This window comes from Paraburkholderia sp. SECH2 (assembly GCF_030464795.1).
GTDB lineage: Bacteria > Pseudomonadota > Gammaproteobacteria > Burkholderiales > Burkholderiaceae > Paraburkholderia > Paraburkholderia aspalathi.
Genome location: NZ_JALPRH010000002.1, coordinates 337910 through 360051 on the forward strand (window position 1 = coordinate 337910; position 22142 = coordinate 360051).

19 protein-coding genes are annotated in these 22142 nt (G+C 63.8%); 8 read left to right on the forward strand and 11 right to left on the reverse strand.

All coding sequences use genetic code 11. The features are described from left to right. The 6 genes from M0D66_RS05940 to M0D66_RS05965 are packed head-to-tail and all read left to right on the forward strand — an operon-like array spanning position 1 to position 4618. Positions 1–486: a hotdog family protein gene (locus M0D66_RS05940; RefSeq protein ID WP_266209429.1), complete on the forward strand. Its 486-nt coding sequence runs from the start codon at positions 1–3 to the stop codon at positions 484–486. Beyond that, positions 483–1208: a 3-ketoacyl-ACP reductase FabG2 gene (locus M0D66_RS05945; RefSeq protein WP_093639119.1), complete on the forward strand. Its 726-nt coding sequence runs from the start codon at positions 483–485 to the stop codon at positions 1206–1208. Before M0D66_RS05940 ends, M0D66_RS05945 begins: the two co-directional genes overlap by 4 nt. After that, positions 1208–2434, forward strand: a complete 1227-nt coding sequence (locus M0D66_RS05950; RefSeq protein WP_256455450.1) for a beta-ketoacyl-ACP synthase — start codon at positions 1208–1210, stop codon at positions 2432–2434. The genes M0D66_RS05945 and M0D66_RS05950 overlap by 1 nt, the downstream gene beginning before the upstream one ends. Next, positions 2431–3660, forward strand: a complete 1230-nt coding sequence (locus M0D66_RS05955; protein ID WP_093639125.1) for a beta-ketoacyl synthase — start codon at positions 2431–2433, stop codon at positions 3658–3660. The genes M0D66_RS05950 and M0D66_RS05955 overlap by 4 nt, the downstream gene beginning before the upstream one ends. A gap of 35 nt (positions 3661–3695) precedes the next feature. After that, a complete protein-coding gene (locus M0D66_RS05960; protein WP_093639128.1) occupies positions 3696–4118 on the forward strand; it encodes a signal peptidase in 423 nt (140 codons plus the stop codon). A gap of 53 nt (positions 4119–4171) precedes the next feature. Continuing rightward, positions 4172–4618, forward strand: a complete 447-nt coding sequence (locus M0D66_RS05965; protein ID WP_200618137.1) for an excinuclease ABC subunit A — start codon at positions 4172–4174, stop codon at positions 4616–4618. A 93-nt stretch (positions 4619–4711) separates the two neighbouring features. Here M0D66_RS05965 and M0D66_RS05970 read toward each other — a convergent pair whose 3' ends face one another. Beyond that, complete coding sequence (locus M0D66_RS05970; protein ID WP_266209433.1) at positions 4712–5440, reverse strand: class I SAM-dependent methyltransferase; 729 nt, start codon at positions 5438–5440, stop codon at positions 4712–4714. Positions 5441–5543: 103 nt separating this feature from the next. On the opposite strand from M0D66_RS05970, the gene M0D66_RS05975 reads away from it, so the two are divergent. Beyond that, positions 5544–6797: an NAD(P)/FAD-dependent oxidoreductase gene (locus M0D66_RS05975; RefSeq protein ID WP_266209435.1), complete on the forward strand. Its 1254-nt coding sequence runs from the start codon at positions 5544–5546 to the stop codon at positions 6795–6797. Positions 6798–6907: 110 nt separating this feature from the next. Here M0D66_RS05975 and guaD read toward each other — a convergent pair whose 3' ends face one another. From guaD to M0D66_RS06025, 10 genes are all read right to left on the reverse strand, one after another. Next, a complete protein-coding gene (gene guaD / locus M0D66_RS05980) occupies positions 6908–8254 on the reverse strand; it encodes a guanine deaminase (protein WP_200650563.1) in 1347 nt (448 codons plus the stop codon). Between the two features lie 106 nt (positions 8255–8360). Further along, on the reverse strand, positions 8361–9413 hold the full coding sequence (locus M0D66_RS05985) for an adenosine deaminase (protein WP_200650564.1): 1053 nt from the start codon (positions 9411–9413) through the stop codon (positions 8361–8363). Between the two features lie 97 nt (positions 9414–9510). Further along, positions 9511–10524, reverse strand: a complete 1014-nt coding sequence (xdhC, locus tag M0D66_RS05990) for a xanthine dehydrogenase accessory protein XdhC (protein ID WP_266209439.1) — start codon at positions 10522–10524, stop codon at positions 9511–9513. Positions 10525–10651: 127 nt separating this feature from the next. Next, positions 10652–13117: a xanthine dehydrogenase molybdopterin binding subunit gene (gene xdhB / locus M0D66_RS05995; RefSeq protein WP_266209441.1), complete on the reverse strand. Its 2466-nt coding sequence runs from the start codon at positions 13115–13117 to the stop codon at positions 10652–10654. Continuing rightward, entirely contained in the window at positions 13117–14664 is a 1548-nt protein-coding gene (gene xdhA / locus M0D66_RS06000; protein WP_266209443.1) for a xanthine dehydrogenase small subunit, read from the reverse strand. The genes xdhB and xdhA overlap by 1 nt, the downstream gene beginning before the upstream one ends. A 412-nt stretch (positions 14665–15076) precedes the next feature. Next, positions 15077–15586, reverse strand: coding sequence for a disulfide bond formation protein B (locus tag M0D66_RS06005; protein WP_093639150.1), 510 nt, complete (start codon positions 15584–15586; stop codon positions 15077–15079). Between the two features lie 136 nt (positions 15587–15722). Then, on the reverse strand, positions 15723–17102 hold the full coding sequence (locus tag M0D66_RS06010) for an amidase (protein WP_200650567.1): 1380 nt from the start codon (positions 17100–17102) through the stop codon (positions 15723–15725). Positions 17103–17211: 109 nt separating this feature from the next. After that, on the reverse strand, positions 17212–17892 hold the full coding sequence (locus M0D66_RS06015) for a GntR family transcriptional regulator (protein ID WP_054037259.1): 681 nt from the start codon (positions 17890–17892) through the stop codon (positions 17212–17214). Between the two features lie 147 nt (positions 17893–18039). Next, a complete protein-coding gene (locus M0D66_RS06020; RefSeq protein WP_211702150.1) occupies positions 18040–19392 on the reverse strand; it encodes an MFS transporter in 1353 nt (450 codons plus the stop codon). A gap of 7 nt (positions 19393–19399) precedes the next feature. Next, positions 19400–20089, reverse strand: a complete 690-nt coding sequence (locus tag M0D66_RS06025; protein ID WP_266209448.1) for a DUF2848 domain-containing protein — start codon at positions 20087–20089, stop codon at positions 19400–19402. 206 nt (positions 20090–20295) lie between these two features. Here M0D66_RS06025 and M0D66_RS06030 point away from each other — a divergent pair, with 206 nt between their 5' ends. Beyond that, positions 20296–22053: a cation:proton antiporter gene (locus M0D66_RS06030; protein WP_266209449.1), complete on the forward strand. Its 1758-nt coding sequence runs from the start codon at positions 20296–20298 to the stop codon at positions 22051–22053. Positions 22054–22142 lie beyond the last annotated feature (89 nt).

The window sequence follows — 22142 nt, forward strand, 5'->3', positions numbered from 1 at the left end:
ATGACCCAGACGCCCTCCATTCAGGATCTCATCCGGCAACCGATCGAAACGATCATCCCGCATCGCGGCACCATGCTGCTGATCGATGCCGTGAGTACGTTCAGCGAAGAGGCACTGAGCGCCCGCGCGACCGTCCATGCTGACGCCTGGTATGCCGACGCAGACGGTGCGATGCCCGCGTGGATCGGTATCGAGCTGATGGCGCAGACCATCGCCGCGCACGTCGCGCTGCTGGCCATGCGCGGCGGCGGTCAGGCGCGTCCTGGTGTGCTGCTCGGCTCGCGCAGCTATCGCGCGTTACAACCGTCGTTCGCCGGCGGCGCCCAGTTGCTGATCCATGCAACAGAATTACTGCGCAGCGAAGAAGGCCACGGCGCCTACGAATGCACGATCCACCATGGCGACGTGTGTTGCGCCGAGGCGGTCATCAAGGTCTTTCAGCCGCGCGATTTTCAGTCATTCATCGAAGGGAGTTTCAGTTCATGAGCCGGCGTGTTCTCGTTACCGGCGCAAGCCGCGGCATCGGCCGCGCGATTGCGTACAAGTTGGCCGCCGACGGTTTCGCGGTGTCGGTGCATTGCCGCACGGGTCGCACCGAAGCCGAAGCCGTGGCAACGGGCATCGCCGCACAAGGCGGGACGGCGCGCGTGCTGCAATTCGATGTGCGCGATCGCGCCGCGTGCCGTGAAGTGCTCGAAGTGGATGTCGTGGCGCACGGCGCTTACTACGGCATCGTATGCAGTGCGGGCGTGACGCGCGACGCCGCGTTCCCCGCGCTCACCGAGGAAGACTGGGACATCGTGATCGAAACCGGTCTCGACTCGTTCTACAACGTCGTCCATCCGCTGACCATGCCGATGGTGCGGGCGAAGAAGGGCGGGCGCATCGTCACGATCGCGTCTGTCTCCGGCGTGATGGGCAATCGCGGCCAGGTCAACTACAGCGCGGCGAAGGCCGGCCTGATCGGCGCATCCAAGGCGCTCGCCGTCGAACTGGCGACGCGCAACATCACCGTCAATTGCGTCGCGCCGGGTTTGATCGATACCGGCATGCTCGACGACATGCCGCTCGAACAGGCATTGAAGACGGTGCCGATGAACCGCGTCGGCCAGCCTGCCGAAGTGGCGTCCGTGGTCAGCTTCCTGATGTCGGATGCGGCCTCGTATGTCACGCGTCAGGTGATCGGCGTCAATGGTGGGATGGTGTGATGAAACGTGTCGTCATTACCGGCATGGGGGGCGTCACGGCGTTCGGTGACGACTGGAACGCAATCGAAGCACGCCTGAAGAGCGGCGTGAATGCGGTGCGCCGCATGCCCGAGTGGGATTACTTCGAGTCGCTGCACACGCGGCTCGCGTGCCCGTTGCCGGGCTTCACGGTGCCCGCGCACTATCCGCGCAAGAAAACCCGCTCGATGGGGCCGGTGTCGATGTACTCGGTGCGCGCGAGCGAACTGGCGCTCGCCGATGCGGGCCTCGCCGACGACACCAGCATCAAGGACGGCCGCATGGGCGTTGCCTACGGTTCGTCGTCGGGCTCGGTGCAGCCGATTCGCGCATTCGGCACGATGCTCGAAACCGGCTCGATGAGCGACGTCACGTCGAACAGCTACGTGCAGATGATGCCGCACACCACGGCGGTGAACGTGAGCCTGTTCTGGGATCTGAAAGGGCGGATCATTCCGACCTCGTGCGCGTGCGCATCGGGCAGCCAGGCGATCGGCTACGCGTATGAAGCGATCCAGAGCGGCAAGCAGACGCTGATGCTGGCTGGCGGCGCGGAAGAAATGTCGGGCCCGGCGGTCGCGGTATTCGACACGCTGTACGCCACCAGCACGCGCAACGACGAGCCGCATCTCACACCGCGTCCGTTCGATGCCGCGCGTGACGGTCTCGTGGTGGGCGAAGGCGCGGCGACGCTGGTGCTCGAAGAATACGAACACGCGGTGGCGCGCGGCGCGCGGATTCATGCGGAGATCGTGGGCTTCGGCTGCAATTCGGACGGCGCGCATATGACCCAGCCGACCGCAGAAACCATGGCGCTGGCCATGCAGCTCGCTTTGAAAGATGCGCAACTGGCGCCCGAGGCGATCGCCTATGTGAACGCGCACGGCACCTCCACGGACCGCGGCGACATTGCCGAAAGCCATGCAACCGCGCAGACCTTCGGCGCGCGCATGCCGATCAGTTCGCTCAAGAGCTATGTCGGCCATACGCTTGGTGCATGCGGTGCGCTGGAAGCGTGGTGGACCATCGAGATGATGAAGCGCAACTGGTATGCGCCGACCTTGAACCTGGAGAACGTCGATCCGGCCTGTGCGCCGCTCGATTACATCGTCGGCACGGGTCGTGAGATCGACGCCGAACATGTGATGAGCAACAACTTTGCATTCGGCGGCATCAACACGTCGCTGATTTTCAGGCGCGTTCGATGAGCGTGCCGCTGCAACGCGTGGTCGTCACCGGCATGGGGATCGTGTCGTGCCTCGGCAATACGCTCGACGACGTGTCCGCCGCGCTGCGCGCGGGCCGCTCACGCATCGAGCGGATCGACGCGTGGCGTGAGCGCGGCTTCGGCTCGCAGGTGGCGGGCGTCGCCTCGGTCGCGCAGGAGCCGCCGTTCGATCGCAAGCTCGAACGCTTCATGGGCGACACCGCGCGCTTTGCGTGCCACGCGGCGAAGAAAGCGATCGACGATGCCGGGCTCGACCTCGCCGCCTTGCGCTTGCCGCACGCCGGCACGGTGATCGGCTCGGGCGTCGGCACGATGTCGAGTTACGACGTGTCCATGTCGATTGCGAATACCCGCGGCGTCGATAAAGTGCCGCCGTATACGGTTCCGCATGCGATGAGCAGCACCGCGTCGGCCAACGTCGCGCAGGTGTTCGGTCTCGAGGGCGTGAGCTATTCGCCATCGTCGGCGTGCACGACGTCGGCGCTCGCGATCGGCCAGGCGATGCAGTTGATCCAGACCGGTCGCCAGCAGATTGTGCTGGCCGGTGGCAGCGAGTCCTTGCACGACAACATGACGTTGATGTTCGACGCGATGGGCGCACTGTCGCGCAACTTCAACGACACGCCGCAGCATGCTTCGCGTCCTTACGACACGGCGCGCGACGGCTTCGTGATCGCCTCGGGCGGCGGCGTGCTGGTGCTCGAATCGCTCGATCATGCGTTGGCGCGTGGAGCCCGCATTTACGCCGAGCTGACCGGTTTCGGCGACTGCACCGACCGCGCGGGCATGGTCACGCCGCATGCGGCAGGCATCGCACGTGCGATGCGTGGCGCGTTGGGCGAAGCGGGCAAGCGCCCGGATTACGTCAACACGCATGCACCGTCGACGCCGCTTGGCGACGTCGAGGAATTGCGCGCATTGGTTGGCGTATTTGGCGCCGACGTCCCCTCGTTCTCGTCGACCAAAGGCATGACCGGACATCCGCTCGGCGCTTGCGGCGCGCACGAGGCGATCTACACCTTGCTGATGATGCGCGACGGTTTCATCGCGGGGACGACGGGCATCGAGACGCCGGAGCCGGGCGTCGACGGCATGCCGCTCGTGCGCACGACGCGCGACGCTCGCATCGGTTCGGCGATGTCGATTTCATTCGGGTTCGGCGGCAGTTGCGCAAGCCTGATGTTTGAAGGGTGGCAGGGCGGTTGAACCGGCCGCGATTTTAAAAAACGAGGGCAATAAAAATGAAAAAAGTTTTTGTGCTGGGTGCGTTGGCGGCGGTGGTGCTGACGCAAGCGGGATGCGCCACAGATGTTAAATCGGTACCGCTCGCGGCGGCCGGCGGTCAGTCACGCGGGGGCGTGCCGGTGTATTTCGGTCAGCAGAGCCACCCGGCGGTGACGGAGAGGCTTGGCGACGTGTCCTACTCGGTGCGGATCGCGCGCAAGGTGGCAAGTCCCGACGATGCATGTCATGAGGCGCTTGCCGAAGCCGTGCAGAAGCTGCGCGCGGCAGCTCGCGAACGCAACGCCAACGCCGTGATCGACGTATCGACACGTTTTCATAGCACCCAGAGCAACTCGTCGACCGACTTCACCTGCGGCGTGAGCCCGAGCGCGGCGGCCATCGCCGTGAGCGGCCAGCTCGTCGTGCTGGAAGCGAACTAGGTCGAATCGAATTTAGAACTCACTAAAGCAACAAAAACCACTCAGGAGTCTCGATGAAACGCAATCTGCTGTTTGCCGCGCTGTTCGCTTCGCTCGCCACGCTGAGCGCTACTCAGGCCTTTGCCCGCGACACGGTTGATAACTATCCGGTTGCACCGGCGCTGCAAAGCGAACCGGGCAAGGTCAGTGACGACATCGCGCTGTACTTCGCGGGCCAGCAGCATCCGGCCGTGCTCAAAACGATCGGTGAATTCGCGACCAACAAGAAGACCAATGCCTTCGGCAAGAGCGACCTGGCAGCGTGCCAGCACGTGTTCCTTTCAGCGGTGATCGAGTTGCAGGAACGCGCGCGCAAGGAAGGCGGGAACGCCGTGATCAACATCAAGAGCAACTACAAGAATGAAGTGCGTGAGAGCGCGACGGAGTTCACGTGTGGCGCGGGCGCGGTAATTGCTGGTGTGGCGCTGAAGGGCGATGTGGTGACGCTGCGCGGCAAATGATCACCGAAGTGGTGTTGAGCGTGCAAACAAGCGTGCAAATAAGTACGTCGTGATGCTTACCAGTGCGGGGGTATACCACCGCACTGGCGAAATTCAGTCTGCCTTGACTGCAGCGACATTGACCAGCGTTTCACGACGCTTGCCAGGTTGCGGGTGGTACAGGCCGAGGCGCTCGAAGAGCCCGAAGTCTTTCGCGCGGCTCCACCAGAGATACGGCAGCGAGACGTTGCGCTGCTCGAAGCGGAAACCGCCGCGGCGGATCATGTCGAGGTAGCCGTTGGCGCTTTTCTGCACGTGCATGGGGTGACGGAACAGCAGCCGGATCACCCACGATTTGATGTACGCGTCGGTGGATTCAGCGAACAGCAGGATGCCGCCCGGTTTGAGCACGCGGCGGAATTCGGCGAGTGCGCGGTCCTGCTCGACGAGATGGTGGAAGGTTTGATGACAGAACACGATGTCGGCGCTGGCATCGGGCAGCGGCAATTGCGCGCAGTCGCCGTGCAGCACGTCGATATCGGCGAGCTTGTCGCGGCACGCGCGCGCTGCATTGGCGGCAAGCGCGAGCGATGGTTCGTGGAAATCGACGCCGACAAGGCGGCGCGGCTTGAACGCGTCGGTAAGCAGGTGAAATGAAATGCCTTGCCCGCAGCCGACGTCGACGATCACCGGCGCGGCGGGCAAGGGCGCGTCGATCAGGCGTTTGAGGTCGTTGATCGCGACCCGCAGGACGTGATGTTCCCACGTGTAGGTGCGCAGGAACCAGATTCCGAAGGCCGTTTCCGGTACGAAAGGCACGCTGGATGTTTCGGATGGCGACACGCTGGACTCCGACGAAATTTGTTCTTGCTGTGAAGCGTAATTGTAACGAAAAGTAAGGATGCAGCGTAATGCTGTTCAGTGCAAGCAAACGATTGAGGCAACCTTGAGTACACATTCGTCAAAGCGCATAACCGTCGACGTAGCGATCATTGGTGCGGGTCCGGCAGGCGCAGTCGCGGCGGCGCTCCTGCGCCGGTCGGGCCGGTCGGTGCTGGTGCTGGAGCGCCAGCATTTTCCGCGCTTCTCGATCGGCGAAAGTCTGCTGCCGCAAAGCATGGCCTACCTCGAAGAGGCGGGCATGCTGCAGGCGGTGGTCGAAGCCGGTTTCCAGTACAAGAACGGCGCGCATTTCATTCACCGCGGCCGGTCGTCGGCGTTCGACTTCCGCGACAAGCATTCGCCGGGGTGGGGCACCACGTACCAGGTCGAGCGCGCGGTGTTCGACGATATTCTGATTCGCTGCGCGGCCCAGCAGGGCGCCGACGTGCGCTTCGGCCATACGGTGCGCGCGATGCAAACCGGGGAGAATGGCAACAAGCCGGTACTCGACGTGATCGACGAAGCGGGAAGCGCGTATGAAGTGGAGGCGCACTTCGTGTTCGACGCGAGTGGCTTCGGCCGCGTGCTGCCACGCTTGCTGAATCTCGAAGCGCCTACGCGCATGCCGACACGTGCCGCGATCTTTACGCACGTACGCGATGGCATTCCGGTCGGCGTGACCGATCGCAACAAGATCTGCGTGGCGACGCACCCGGAGCGCCGCGACGTGTGGTTCTGGATGATTCCGTTGGCGGGTGGCCGTTCGTCGGTGGGTTGCGTGGCGGAGGCCAGCTTCCTCGACGTGCCGGAAGCTGAGCGCGACGCGAAACTGCGGGCATTGATCCAGCAGGAGCCGACACTCGGGCCGTTGATCGGCAATGCACCGTTTCTGATGCCGGTGCGTCATATCGGCGGATACGCGGCGAACGTCGAGCGCTTGCATGGACCCGGCTACGCGTTGCTCGGCAATGCGGGCGAATTTCTCGATCCGGTGTTCTCGTCCGGCGTAACGATCGCGTTGCGTTCCGCGCATCTCGCGGTGCAGACGTTGAGCCGGCAACTCAATGGCGAGCAGGTCGACTGGTCGGCTGCTTACGACGTGCCGTTGCGTAAGGGGATCGATACCTTCCGCGCGTTTGTCGAACGCTGGTACACGGGCGAGCTGCAGGACATCATTTTCTATCCGGACCAGACGCCGTCGATCCGTCGCATGATCAGCGCGGTGCTGGCGGGTTATGCATGGGATGAGTCGAATCCGTATGTCGCCGATCCGGTGCGGCGCTTGAATGCGTTGCACGACGTGTGCACTCACGCTTGACCGTTGATCGCACTGCACGGTGCGGGCAAATGAAAACGGCGCTTCCTCAAGGAAGCGCCGTTTTTCATTCAACCGCCTGAATTAGCTCAGGCGTTAGCCCACAGATCCAATCAGGCCGCGATCTTCGCCGCGCGCGGCGCATGCTGACGCACGCCGTCGCGACGATGCACGCGCTTGCCCGCGGCATACGTTTCATAAATCGCGCGGTCGTCGCCGAGCAGCGCGAACGCGAACAGCAGTTCTTCGAGCGACTCGGTGCGTGCGGTACGGCGCGCGAGCAGCGGCGTGGCTTGCGGATCGAGCACGACGAAATCGGCTTCCGACTTCGGCTTCAGGGTGCCGACCTTGTCGGCCAGATCGAGCGCTTCAGCGGCACCTGCGGTGGCGAGATAGAACATCCGCGTGGCCGTCAGATGATGACCCGTCAGACGCGCGACCTTGTGCGCTTCGTTCATCGTTTGCAGCATCGAGAACGAGGTGCCGCCGCCTACGTCGGTTGCCAGCGCGATCGGCATGCCGGCTTCGTCGGCCTTGTCGAAGTCGAACAGGCCGCTACCGAGGAACAGGTTCGAGGTCGGGCAATGCGAGGCGACCGTGCCGGTTTGCGCCATGCGCTTGCGGTCTTCCTCGTCGAGGTAGATGCAATGGCCGTACACCGCGCGGCGGCGCAGCAGGCCGTAGTGATCGTAGATGTCCAGATAGCTGCGGTGGCCCGGGAACAGATCGGCGACCCATTTCACTTCGTCGGTATTTTCGGCGACGTGGCTCTGGATGAAGATGTCCGGATGCTTGCCCGCCAGCACGCCGCACGCTTCGAGTTGCGCTTCGGTCGAGGTCGGCGCGAAACGCGGCGTGAGCGCGTACATCTGGCGGCCACGGTTGTGCCAGCGGCCGATCAACTCGGCGCTGTCGTCATAACCCGATTGCGCGGTGTCGCGCAGAAACTCGGGGCAGTTGCGGTCCATCAGTACCTTGCCGGCCACCATGCGCAGATTGCGCGCTTCGCTCTCGGTGAAGAGGGCGTCGGCCGATTCCTTGTGGACCGTGCAATACACGAGCGCGGTGGTCGTGCCGCAAGCCAGCAGTTCTTCGACGAAGAAGCTCGCCGTATCGCGCGCATACGCCGGATCGGTGAAACGGCGCTCGGTCGGGAACGTGTACGTGTCGAGCCACGGCAGCAGACCCGGCGCCGGCGACGCGATCATGTCGGTCTGCGGGTAATGGATGTGCGTATCGATGAAACCCGGCACGATCAGCTTGTCGCGCATTTCCTGCACATGGGTGCCCGGCGCGAGTTGAGACGCGAGCGCTGCATACGCGCCCGCCGCGACGACATGGCCGTCTTCGATGATCAGCAAACCGTCCTCGTTGAAGACCGCCGCGTTGGGCGATTGCGCAGGGTCGCCGTTGAAGGTCAGCAGTTGTGCGCGGAACGCTGATTGTGTCGGTTGAGTCATGGAAAAACCGTCTCCGTATTTGTGAGGAGCTAAACAGCGCAGACGGCGGCTTGATTCCAGGTGTGAAACGAACCCGTGCCGCCGCCGGCTGCCATTCATTGGCCCGTCATTGCGGGCCGCCTGGGTGCCAGTGCGCGTCGAGCTTCGCGATCAGTTCGCTGCGTTGCTCGGGCGTGACGAACGACGCTTCGAAGCTGTTGCGGATGATCGTGTAGACCTCGGCATCGTTGAGCTTCAACGCGTCGATCGTGGCGAAATAGTTGGCGTTCACGTAACCGCCGAAATAAGCCGGATCGTCGGAATTCACCGTGACGGCGACGCCGCGATCGAGCAGGTCCTTCAGCGTGTGCTTGGTCATGTCGTCGAACACGCAGAGCTTGAGGTTCGACAACGGACACACGGTCAGCGCGACGCGCGAATCGGCGAGGCGCGTGACGAGCGCCGGATCTTCGATACTGCGCACGCCGTGGTCGACGCGATCCACTTTGAGCAGATCGAGCGCTTCGTAGATATACGACGGCGGACCTTCTTCGCCCGCATGCGCGACCAGTTTCAGACCGAGCGCGCGTGCCTTGGCGAAGACGCGTTCAAACTTCGAAGGCGGATGGCCGCGTTCGGACGAATCGAGACCCACGCCGATCAGGCGATGCTTGTACTGCTCGAACAGCGGCAGCGCTTCTTCGAACGTGGCGAGCGCGTCTTCTTCCGATAGGTGGCGCAGGAAACACAGAATCAGCTTGCTCGTCATGCCGCGCTTTTCCGCATCGGCCAACGCGCGATCAATGCCGGCGACGACGGTCGCGATCGGCACGCCACGTTCCGTATGCGTCTGCGGATCGAAGAAGATTTCGCTGTGGATCACGTTATCGGCGAGGCAGCGTTCGACATACGCCGTCGTCATGTCGTAGAAGTCCTGCTCGTGCAGCAGCACGCTCGCGCCGGCGTAGTAGATGTCGAGGAACGATTGCAAATCGGTGAACGCATACGCGGCGCGCAGCGCTTCGATCGACTCGTACGCGAGCTTCACGCCGTTGCGTTCGGCGAGCGCGAAGATCAGCTCGGGTTCGAGCGAGCCTTCAATATGGATGTGCAACTCGGCCTTCGGGGCGCGAGCGGCTTTCTCAATGAGTGCCGTGGGGGTAGCGGTTGTTGTATTCATGGTCGGTCAGCATTTAGTTTGGAGTCGGTTCGCGCCGGATGCGGGATGCAGGACAGGATGCAATCGCTGTGAGGCGGCAGGTCGATTGTGCGGCAAATCAGACCGTCTGCGCTGCGTGCGCGCCCGCATTCGCCTCCACTGCCTGCAACACTTGAGCCGCCGCGGAGATCGCAATGATCTCCGGCGACTTGTCGACGATACCGTCGACGCCGAGCGGGCACTTCATCCGTGCAATCTGCGAAGGATCGATGCCACGCGCGGCCAGCCGATGTTCGAACTGCTTGCGCTTGCTGTGCGAGCCGATCATGCCGAAGAACGCGAAATCGCCACGCCGCAGAATGCGCTCGGCCAACTCGAGATCGAGCGCATGGTTGTGCGTCATCACGATGAAGTACGTGTGCGGCGCAGCCTTATCGATGGCTTCGTCGGGTGCATCGTTCGGATCGATCTTTACGTTCGGCGCATGCAGCGTTTCCACGGGCGGAAACTGCGCGTCGCGCTCGTCGACCCAGCGCACGGTGCAAGGCAGCGTGGCTAGCACGCGAACGAGCGCCGCGCCCACGTGACCGGCGCCGAACAGCACGACCTGGAAGTCGCCTGGCGCGATGGTCTCGGTGAGCAGCGCGCCGCTGTCGTCGAAGCCGGCGCCGTCCCACAGCAGGCAGTCGGAGGCATCGACACCCGGCTCGGGGTCGGACAGCATCACCGCATCCGGTGCGGGGCCGAATGATACGCTACGCACCGTCGAAAGGCCCGCGGCCACGCGTTTCGCGAGGGAGGTGATCCAGCCGAGGTCGCCGATGTCGAGGCGCTCGAAGGCGAGAATCACGGCGCCGCCGCAGCACTGACCGAGACTGGGGCCAAGCGCGAAACGTTCGAGGCGGCGCATATGCGGCGAGCGCATGCCGTCGCGCAGCACCTGGCGCGCGGTCTCGATGGCTTTCCATTCGAGGTGTCCGCCGCCGATCGTGTGCTTGGCCGAATCGCGCGTGACGATCATCTTGGTGCCGGCTTCGCGGGGCGCCGAACCTTCGACGCGTGCGACCGTCACCAGCACGGCGGCGTCGCCGTGCGCGAGCAGTTGTTGCAGGTCAGGTAGCCAGGCTTGCATCCGGCGGTTCTCCATACGTGGCCGCACGGGGTGTCCGTGCGGCCGGTTGAGTGTGGCGCAACGCGTTCGTGTCGCGTCGGGCCCAGGTTTTAAGTTGCTTAACGTCGTTCAACGCTTCATCAAATTGCTAAACCGGCGTGGTGGCGGTTGTGGTTGTGACTCCCACCGTCGCTTCCGTTGCTTGTTCCGTTGGCTGTGCTGTTGCGGGTTCCGTCGCCGTCGCGGGCGATTGCAAAGCATCCAGCGCGTCGAGAATCGCTTCGGGTGTCGCCGGTGCGCGAAGCTGCGGCGCGTTTTCCGCACCCGGCACCGCGGCCGCAACCGCGTCACGAATCGCGAGGAATACCGAGAACGGCAGCAGCAGTGGCGGCTCGCCTACTGCTTTCGAGTGAAACACGGTCGGCTCGACGTTCTGATTCTGATAAAGCCGCACATTGAACGCCGCGGGCGTATCGCTGACGGCCGGAATCTTGTAGGTCGACGGCGCGTGCGTCATCAGGCGGCCATCGCGGTTCCACCACAATTCTTCGGTGGTGAGCCAGCCCATGCCCTGAATGAAGCCGCCTTCCACCTGGCCGAGATCGATCGCCGGATTGATCGATTGGCCGGCGTCGTGCAACACGTCCGCGCGCACCAGTTTCCATTCGCCGGTCAGCGTGTCGATCACCACTTCCGACACGGCCGCACCGTACGCAAAGTAATAAAACGGGTGACCGGTCAGCGTTTTCGCATCCCAGTGCACTTTCGGCGTCGTATAGAACCCGTCCGACCACAACTGCACGCGCGCCAGATACGCGGCGGCGACCAGTTGCTCGAATGGCATCGCACCGCCGTTCACCGACACTTCACCGCTGGCGAATTCCACTGCATCGGCGCTGCCGCCGAGTTGCTTCGCCGCGAGTGTGGCAAGCCTGTCGCGAATGGTCCGCGCAGCGGCTTCGGCGGCTTTGCCGTTCAGGTCGCTGCCCGTTGAGGCGGCGGTCGCCGAGGTGTTGGCGATCTTCGACGTATCGGTCGCCGTCACGCGCACGCGGGAAAGCGGCAGGCCAAGCTGGTTCGCGACGACTTGCGCGACCTTCGTGTTCAGCCCCTGACCCATTTCGGTGCCGCCGTGATTGACGAGTACGGAACCGTCTTTGTACACGTGCACCAGCGCGCCGGCCTGATTCAGAAACGGCACGTTGAACGAGATACCGAACTTCACCGGCGAGAACGCGAGACCGCGTTTTAGCACCGGACTTTTCGCATTGAACGCGGCGATCGCTTCACGGCGCGCGCGGTAGTCGCTGGTTTCGAGCAACTCATCCGTTAGCGGCACGATGATGTTGTCGTCGACGCGCTGTCCGTACGGCGTCGTGTCGCGTTCGCCGATGCCGTAGTAGTTGGCGAGCCGCACGTCGAGCGGATCGCAGTGCAATTGACGTGCGATGCTGTCGAGCATCACTTCCATCACCAGTGCGCCTTGCGGGCCGCCGAAGCCGCGGAACGCGGTGTTCGATTGCGTATTCGTCTTGCAGCACAGCGCGACGATGTCGACGTCGGACAGGTAGTACGCGTTGTCGAAGTGACAGACGGCACGGGTCGCGACCGCACCGGACAAATCAGCGGAATAGCCGGCCCTCAAGGCGATTTCGACGCGCGCGCCGAGAATGCGGCCGCTGTCGTCAAAGCCTGCTTCGTATTCGTAGACCGCGTCGTGGCGCTTGCCGGTGATCATGAAATCGTCGTCGCGGTCGGCACGCAGTTTGACCGGCCGGCGCAGCAGTTTTGCCGCCAGCGATGCCACGCACGCGAACACCGCCGATTGCGATTCCTTGCCGCCGAATCCGCCGCCCATCCGCCGGCATTCGCACACGACGTTGTGCGCCGGCCAGCCGAGCATATGCGCGACGACCTGCTGCATTTCGCTCGGATGCTGCGTCGAGCTGTAGACGAGCATGCCGTCCATTTCCTTCGGCACGGCGTACGCGATCTGGCCTTCGAGATAAAACTGTTCCTGGCCGCCGACTTCGAACGTGCCGCGGATCTTATGCGGCGCGGCGGCGATTTTCGCATCGGGTTCGCCGCGCCTCAGATGGAGCGGCGGCAGGACGAATTGCTTATTCGCCTTTGCTTCGGCTGGCGTGAGGATGACCTCGAGCGGCTCATATCGCACGACGTCATCGCTTTTGGCCAGCGCTGCGGCGCGCCGCGCGAGCTCATGACTCTCGGCGATCACCGCGAACACCGGTTGGCCGAGATACAGCACTTCGTCTACAGCGAGAATCGGATCGTCGTGCAGCACAGGTCCGCAATTGTTCTCGCCAGGGATGTCTTCGGCGGTCAGCACGGCGATCACGCCAGGCGCTTTTCTGACAGCGTCCAGATCGAGCGACACGATCCTCGCGTGCGCATGCCGCGACAGCCCAAGCGCCGCGTGCAGCGTGCCTTGCAATTCGGGGACGTCGTCGGTGTAGGTGGCTTCGCCGCTCACATGCAGCGCGGCTGATTCATGCGGCAAGGAGATGCCGATCGCCGTCTCGCTCTCCTGAGCGGCGGCGTGCTTGTCAGCCTGCTGCGCAGCATGTTCGACGAAAGCATCGGTCCGGTTCATCACGACGACTCCTTCGCAACGGCCGCGTCGGGCGCGCCGGCTTCGTACGCGAACGCATTCACGTCGAAGAGGGCGAGCGGCGCGTCATCGCGCGTTTCGAGGTGGAAGCGCCACAACACATTGCGCGCCACCTTCAGTCGATAGGCGCTCGAGGCGCGCATGTCGGTGAGCGGCTGGTAATCGGCGACGAGTGCGTTCATCGCTTGCCGCGTGGTGCTTTCGTTCCATGTCGCGCCAATCAGCGCGGCCTCGGTTTGCGCGGCGCGTTTGGGCGTCGCGGCCATGCCGCCGAACGCGATGCGGGCGTCCCTGATCGTGCCGTCTTCGCCGATGTGCAGCGCGAATGCGGCGCACACCGCGGAGATGTCCTGATCGTAACGCTTTGACACTTTGTACGTGCGGAAGCGCAGATCGCGGGCCGGACGCGGCACGCGCAGCGCCGCAACGAATTCGCCTGCCGCGAGGGCGGTTTTCTGATAGCCGAGGTAGAAGGCGTCGAGTTTCAGCGCGCGGGTTTTGGCGCCGTGGCGCAACACGACTTCGGCGTCGAGCGCGAGCAGCGCAGGCATCGAATCACCGATTGGCGAGCCGTTCGCGACGTTGCCGCCGAGCGTGCCGGCATTGCGGATCGGCAGCGACGCAAAGCGCGTCCACAGTTCGGCCAGTTCGGGGTAATCGGCGGCGAGCGCCGCGTAGGCGTCTTCGAGCGTGACGGCGGCGCCGATCGTCAGCGTCTGCGCATCGCGTTCGATCGTCTTCAATTCGGCGACGTTGCCGATGTACAGGATGTCGCCGAGATCGCGGAACTGCTTGGTGACCCAGAGGCCGACGTCGGTGCTGCCTGCCAGCAGGCGCGCTTGTGGATGCTCGGCGCGCAGTTTGGCGAACGCGTCGAGCGAGACCGGTGCATGGAACGTGGGCGAGCCGAACGCAGTGCCGCGCGTATCGGGCGCGCTGTACTCGAAGGTGTCGCGGCGTTGGATCTCACGCAGCTTGTCGGCGACCGCTTTGCGGTCCAGCGTCACGCGTGGGTATTGCGGGTAGTCGAACATCTTCTGCGACGCGTCGACGATCGGCCGGTAGCCGGTACAGCGGCACAGATTGCCGGACAGCGCGGCGTTGATCTCATCGCGGGTGGGCAGGCCGGCGGCGGCCGGCTGGTTTTCATACAGCGCCCACATCGACATCACGAAGCCGGGGGTGCAGAAACCGCACTGCGAGCCGTGGCAATCGACCATGGCCTGTTGGACGGGGTGCAGGGCGCCGTCGGCGGCGCGCAGGTCTTCGACGGTGAAAAGGGCTTTGCCGTCCAGCGTCGGCAGGAACTGAATACAGGCGTTGACCGCTTTCAGCGCGAGCCCGCCTTGTGCATCCAGTTCGCCGATGACCACCGTGCAGGCGCCGCAGTCGCCTTCCGCGCAGCCTTCCTTGGTGCCCGTGCAATGCAAATCCTCGCGCAGGTGCTGCAGCACGGTGCGCGTCGCCGGGACGCCCGCGACCTCACGGACGGACCCCTGGTGATAAAAGCGGATGGTTTGCGTTGTCATGGCGAATCCGAAAGACAGTGCGGACCGGGCGCGCGTTACGCATGGGGTCGCGCCAAAGCCGGCCTCGCGCACGTAGATCGCCATCCAGTTCCGAAGATAGCATTACCTTGTCCCGAAAAGATTTCCCAACCCGCATGAAGCTTATTCGGAAGCGGTCATGTAATTAATACGATTCGCGCCGCGGTGGGAAGTTGCTTAAAGCGTGGCGGAACGGGGAAAACGAGGCAGGATGGGGCAGCGCGGAGAATGACGGAGGCCGGGTGCTGACTCGCGGGCGGCCGGAAAGAGGGGCTGGCTGTATTTACGGGGCCGGAGCAGATGTGAAAACGCCGGCCTTCGAACCGCCCTGGCAGGCGGGGCAAAGGTCGGCGTGAGGCCGGCTATTCCGATCGGAGCGGCTGGAACAGCCGGTTCAGGCGATCCGGCGGCGATTCTTGATCAGGCTCAGCGCCAGCGGCACGAAAGCGACGACGAAAGCCACCAGCGACCAGGTGGGCAGCGACAGGCCGAGAATCGGCGGATAGGCCGTTTCGCAGAGGCCTGCCACCTTGAAGACGCCGGGCAGCCACTGCGCGGGCGGCAAGCTGTCGACCACCGGCTGCAGCGCGTCAAAGCCACAGCTGAAGCCCGGATTGGCCTGCACATACACGTGCCGCGCGGCAGTCACGATGCCGCCCAGAGCCGACAGGGCCGCCAGCACTTCCAGCAGCCGCACGCCGCGCCAGCTGTTAAAGCGTGCGCCGAGGAATGCAAAAATCGCGATCAGCAGGAAGAAATAGCGCTGGATGATGCACAGCGGGCACGGGTCTTCGTGCAAGCCGTATTGCAGATACAACGCGCCGGCGACGAGGCCGACGCAGATCAGGCCAAGCAGAACCAGCAGGGAGCGCTCGCGGCGCAGCATCGCATTGTCGTTATTCATGGGTCGTGTGGCTGTCTGGAAACGGAAAGGGCAGGTGCCCGCGATTCTAGCGCGAACCCCCGCCCTGGCGCTTATCACGCTTTTAAGGCGCAATCCTCGCTCGGTGTCTGCTCCGTGTCCCGTTCAGCGCCCCCACTCAGCGAATCGCGTTGAGCACCGCTTGGGCGCCGCGGCCGATGGCCAGCAAAGCGTCGTCGGTGTGCGGTGCGCCTGCCAGCATCAGGCCGACGGGCGCGTCGCCGCGCAGATGGCAAGGCAGCGACAGCGCGCAGGTGTCGAGGAAGTTGAACACGCTCGGGTTGCGCAGGATCAGCGCGTTGGTGCGGCCGAAAGCTTCATCGTCGTCGATCAGGTCGGCTACGCGCGGCGGCACCACCGGCACGGTCGGTGCGACGACCGCGTCGAAACGCTGCCACAGCGTGCGCGCGGCTTCGTCGAGCATGGCCTGGCGCTCGGCGAGCAGGTCCAGATAGTCGACGGCGCTGGCCGGCTGGCCTTTCAGGATCCGCACCAGCACGCGCGGATCATATAGGTCGCGGTGCTTTTCCAGCAGCGGACGGTGCCATGCATACGCTTCGATCGGCGAAAAGCCGAAGCGGTTGATCTCGGGCAGACGGTCGAGCGGCGCGAAGCGCACTTCCGTGACGATCGCACCGGCCGCTTCCAGATGCTTGAGGGCAGTATCGATCGCGGCGGCGACTGCCGGCTCGACGCCGTCGGTCACGAAATTGGTCAATACGCCAAGGCGCACGCCTTCGAGCGGCCGAGCCGCCGGAATGCGCGGCTCAAGCCCGGCCAGCATGCGGTCGACCAGCGCGCAGCACGCCACCGAGACGCCGATCGGACCGAACGAATCCAGCGTGGAAGAAAGCGGTACGCCGCCTTGCTTCGGAATGCGATCAGCGGTCGGCTTGAAGCCTGTCAGGCCGCACAGCGCAGCCGGAATACGGATCGAACCACCGGTATCGGTGCCGAGCGCGACGGCGGCCATGCCGTCCGCGACCGACGCCGCCGCCCCCGAGGAGGAGCCGCCCGAAATCCGCTCGTCGCCCTTCACGCCGCGCTGATACGGCGACAGCGGATGTCCGTAGTGCGGGTTCAGGCCGAGCCCGGAAAACGCGAACTCGCTCATGTTGGTACGCCCGACGATTACCGCGCCCGCCCGTTTCAGGCGCGCAACCGCGACCGCGTCCGCCTTGGCGGCGGGCGCGTCGGCCAGCACCACGGAACCCGCTCGGGTCGGCTGGCCTTCGATATCGAACAGGTCTTTGACCGACACCGGAATCCCGGCAAGCGGCGAGAGCACGGTGCCGGCGGCGCGCAGGCGGTCGTGCGCATCGGCGGCGGCGCGGGCGCTGTCGGCGTCGACGTGCATGAAGGCGACCGCACCCTGGCCCGCCGGATCGGCGATCCGTTCGAGCGCGGTTTCAACGAGCGCGCGGCTGGTGGTGCGGCCCGCGGCGAGGTCGGCGGCAAGCTGGGCTAGCGGCGGGAAGGGCGTGAATTCGGTGGCCATGATGTCGGGAAGGACCAGGTTAGATGCGCGGTTAAATGCGCGGTTAGCTTGAGTTCACTTTGTAGCGGGTTCCCGCTGACTGCGCAGCCGGGCCCGCGTTCGGGGTCAGTCAAATCCGGTTGAATAATGTCGCGCGGAACGCTTCGATATGCTTTTGCACCGATTGGCGGGCGCCTTCGGCATCGCGTTCGCGCAGCAGGCGAAACAGCTCCAGATGTTCTTCGTGGACGTCTTCGAGATGATGCGGCTCGGACAGAGAAATGAACCAGAAGCGCAGCGAGCGTTCATGCAGCCCACGCAGAATGTCGGCCAGCACCGGGTTGCGCGACGCCGCCGAAATCGCCAGATGAAACTCGCGGTCGATATCCATCATGCCCTCGATATCATGCGCGGCGACGCACACCGACGAGCGGTCCAGCAAGGCCTGCATCGCGTCGAAATCGTGTTGCTGCGCATGGCGCGCGGCCAGCTCGACGCAGTAGCTTTCGTTGACGAGCCGCACGTCGATGATCGCCAGCACGTCGTCGAGCGAAACCGGCCGGACCATGATGCCCTTTCTCGGCATGATGGTGAGCATGCCTTCGTGCACCAGCCGGTGCAGCGCCTGATGTACCGGTGTTCTGCCGATGCCCGTCAGCACCATCAATTCCGCTTCGTTGAGCACCTCGCTCGGCCGCAAACGCATCGTGATGATCTCGCGCTTGACGAAGGCATAGGCCTGCTCGGCGAGACTCGCCGAGGCGGTTTCGCGGGGGGCACTGGAACGGCGGGCAGTCTGCAAAAGCGTCATGTGAAGAAGGTGCGGGCGGTGTCGTCCGCATTGTAGAGCAAGGTTTTGCGCGGACGGCGCCGGGTGGGCGTTTGCTCACCGGCGCCGTTTGCGCATGACGCGTAGTTAGTTCTCACACGTCACAGCAATCACGGAAATCCTGGCGTGTCAGGCGCTCCTCGGCGTCACCGCCGCGGCATGTTGCACCTTGACGCGCGGCATCATCAACGTGACCAGCCCGCCGACGATCAATGCTCCCGCGATCAGCACCAGCCCGAAGGTCACGCTATGCGTCGCATCCTTCACGATGCCGAGCACATACGGGCTCACATAGCCGGCCAGATTCGCAATCGAGTTGATCACGGCGATGCCGGCCACGGCCGCGGTGCCTTGCAGGAACGTAGTGGACATCGACCAGAAGATGCCGAAGCCCGCCAGAATGCCGATATAGGCGATCGACAAACCGGTGACGGCGAGCGGAATCGAGTTGGTCACCGAGGCGCTGCCGAGCAGGCCCGCCGCGCCGATGAAGCAGCATACGGCGTAATGCCAGCGTCGTTCGCCCGTGATATCCGACGAGCGGCCGATCAGGATCATGCCGATGCCCGCCGCGAGATAGGGAATCGCGGTGACGAAGCCGTTCGTGACGAGATTCGTGACGCCGAGGTCCTTGACGATCTGCGGCAGCCAGAACGAAAAACCCGCATTGCCGGTGACGAGGCAGAAGTAGATCAGCGTCAGCAGCCAGAAGCGGCCCGAGCGCAACGCAACCGCCAGGCTCTGTTCGGCGCCGGCCGCTGCCGCCGCCGTGTTTTCGCGCGAGAGGCGGCCGAGGATCACGCGCTTTTCGTCGTCGGTGAGCCAGGCGGCTTCGCCGGGCGTGTTGCGCAACACGGCGAGCGCCCAGAAGCCGGCGAGGATCGACGGAATTCCTTCGATCAGGAACATCCACTGCCAGCCGCGCAAGCCGTGCGCTTCATGCAGCGCCGACATCAGAAAGCCCGACAACGGCGCGCCGATGATCCCTGCCACCGGAATTGCCGCCATGAACACGGCGACCATCCGCGCGCGCCGGTCGGACGGAAACCAGAAGGTCAGATACAGCACCACGCCCGGCACCAGCCCGGCCTCGGCGACGCCGAGGAAAAAGCGCAGCACGTAGAACATCGTTTCCGAGCGTACGAACATCATCAGACACGACAGCAGCCCCCACAGCATCGTGATGCGGGCGATGGTGGCGCGCGCGCCGAACTTCTTCAACAGCAGATTGCTCGGCACTTCGAACACGAAATAGCCGAAGAAAAAGATCCCCGCGCCGAGTCCGTACGCCGCGTTCGAAAGGCCGAGGTCGCCGGTGAACTGCAGCTTCGCGTAACCGATGTTGACGCGGTCCAGGTACGACAACACGTAGACGAGAAACAGGAACGGCATGATGCGCCAGGTGATCTTGCGCAGAGCGGCGGCTTCGAGCCACGCGTCGGAAGACGCATCGGCGTCGGCGGATAGCGAAGGGGGATTCATGGGTGCCTCATTCGACGATAGGTAACGCGTGCACGCGGTAAGCGTGGCGCAGCGTGCGGTTCAGGACGGGGTCGTGCAGTTCGAGTTCGAGCGCGTCGCCGTCGGCCATCCCGACGATGCCGCCTTGTACCGCCAGCGTGCCGCAGAACATCGCGGCGCCTTCTGCCACGGGTGCGCGTTCCAGCAGATCGGCGGCCGGCAGCAGCGACGCGACGCTGCCTTGCTGATAGACGCGTCGCTCGCCGTTCTTTGTCACCGCGAAGGCGCGCAGTTCGAGTTGATCCCAGTGACCGGCGACATCGTCGAAACGCCATGCGTCGCGTGCGACCGGTTTCGGGCAAACCTGTTTGGAGACCGTGACGCCATAAGCCTCGACTTCGCGGTCGGTATGGTCGGAGCCGACGGTGACAAGTAGCCCCGCTTTCGAGCGCACCAGCACGCACTCTGCTTCACCGCTCGACTTCACGCCCACCACGTCGATCTGTTCGGCCTGTGTCAGCAGTTCGGCGCCGAGGCGGTAGAAGCAGGGCGTGGTAGACGGCCGCTTCACGCCGAGCTCTGCCAGTTCGGCGATGTGATGCTCGATCGCTGCCTGATCGCGCCCGGCCCAGCCGGCGATCGTCAGACGATTCACTTCGACGATATCGGCGCGACTGTCGCCGGAACGATCTACAACATTGAAGGACACCTGCATCACTCGACTCCCAAGAAAATATGCAGCAAATATTATTGTGATATTTCACTGGTGTCCAGCGTGTCAAAAAAGTTTCGGGTCAACGGCCCCGCCGTAAGGTTAGCGATCCGGCCAACCCCACGTCCTTTCGGCTTTTGCGCGATTTGGTGCGCCGCACGAGTACGTTACACTGCGTTTTTGAGACATTACTTTTTGTAAGGGACATATCCATGCATCACGGCATCGGCTTCATTCAGGATCTGGCGGTCGTGATGGCGCTCGCCGGCGTCGTCACCGTGCTGTTCCATCGCCTGAAGCAGCCGGTGGTGCTGGGCTATATCGCCGCGGGCGTGATCATCGGGCCGTACACGCCGCCGTTCCAGCTGATCCACGACGAGCAGACCATCCAGACGCTCGGTGAACTCGGCGTGGTGTTCCTGATGTTTTCGCTCGGACTCGAATTCAGCCTGCGCAAGCTGTTCAAGGTCGGCGCGACGGCGATCGTCGCGGCGCTCTCCGAAATCGTGCTGATGCTATGGATCGGCTACGAGATTGGCAGCGCGTTCGGCTGGAGTTCGATGGACTCGCTGTTCCTCGGCGCGATTCTCGCGATCTCGTCGACGACCATCATCGTCAAGGCGCTCTCCGAACTGGGCCTGAAGCGCGAGAGCTTCGCGCAACTGGTGTTCGGGATTCTGATCGTCGAGGATATTCTCGCCATCGCGATGCTGGTGCTGCTCTCCGGCATCGCGCAGACAGGGCAGTTGAGCGCGGGCGTCGCCGTCGTGACACTTGGCAAGTTGTTGCTCTTCATGACGGTGTCGTTGGTGGTGGGCATTCTGCTCGTGCCGCGCGCGTTGAACTACGTGGCGCGCGCCAAGAGCGACGAGATGCTACTGGTCTCGGTGCTCGGCTTCTGCTTCGGCTTCTGTCTGCTGGTGGTGAAGCTCGATTACAGCATTGCGCTCGGCGCGTTCCTGATCGGCGCGATCATGGCCGAGTCGCGCCATCTGCATCGGATCGAGCATCTGATCGCGCCGCTGCGCGACGCCTTTTCCGCGATCTTCTTCGTGACGATCGGCCTGATGCTGAACCCGGCCGTGTTGGTCGACTATGCCTGGCCGATTGCGGTGATTACGGTGGCGGTGATCATCGGCAAGATCGTGTCGTGCGGACTCGGCACTTTTCTCGCGGGCAAGGATGGGCGCACGGCGATGCGGGTCGGCATGACCGTTTCGCAGATCGGCGAGTTCTCGTTCATCATCGCGTCGCTCGGTCTCACCTTGAAGGTGACGAGCGCGTTTCTGTATCCGATCGCGGTGGCCGTCTCCGCGTTGACCACGCTTTTCACGCCATATCTAATTCGTGCCGCCGATCCGCTGACGCAGCGTCTCGGGCAGGCGATGCCACGTACGCTCGTCAACGTGTTCGGCATGTACGGGCAGTGGCTACGTAGTTTGAGCACGGGAACCGGCGAGCCGACGCTGTTCAGCATGACGCGGCGGATCATTCTGCAGATCGCCGTCAATCTCGCGCTGGTCGCAGCGATCTTCCTGATCGTGTCGTATAGCGCGCCTCACACCAGCACCTTGCTCGCGCACTGGGTGAGCTCCGAGCCGATGCAGCGCGTCGTGCTGTGGAGCATCGCGCTGGTGCTGTCGATGCCGTTCCTGGTCGCGGTCTATCGCAAGACCAAGTCGCTTGCGTTGCTGCTCGCCGAAGTGAGCGTACAGCCGGCGACGGCGGGACGTTTCACCAGTGCGATTCGTTACGCGATCTCCGATCTGGTGCCGGTGGTCTCGATGGTCGGCGTGTTTTTGCTGGTCGCGGCGCTCTCCAGCAGCATCTTGCCGCCGACGGGCCTCCTGACCGTGGTGCTGGTGTGCGCTGCGTTACTGTTGGCGCTGGTGTGGCGCTGGTGCGTGAAAATCCACGCGGCAATGCAGATCGCCCTGCGCGAAACGCTCGAAGAACAGCCGGATCCCTAAGTTAGACGATCTGTGTCTTGAATCGCAACAATGTGAGCAATTGTGTGCGGGTTTGCCGGGCTTGCCGCGCTAGCGGATAATCAGGGCAT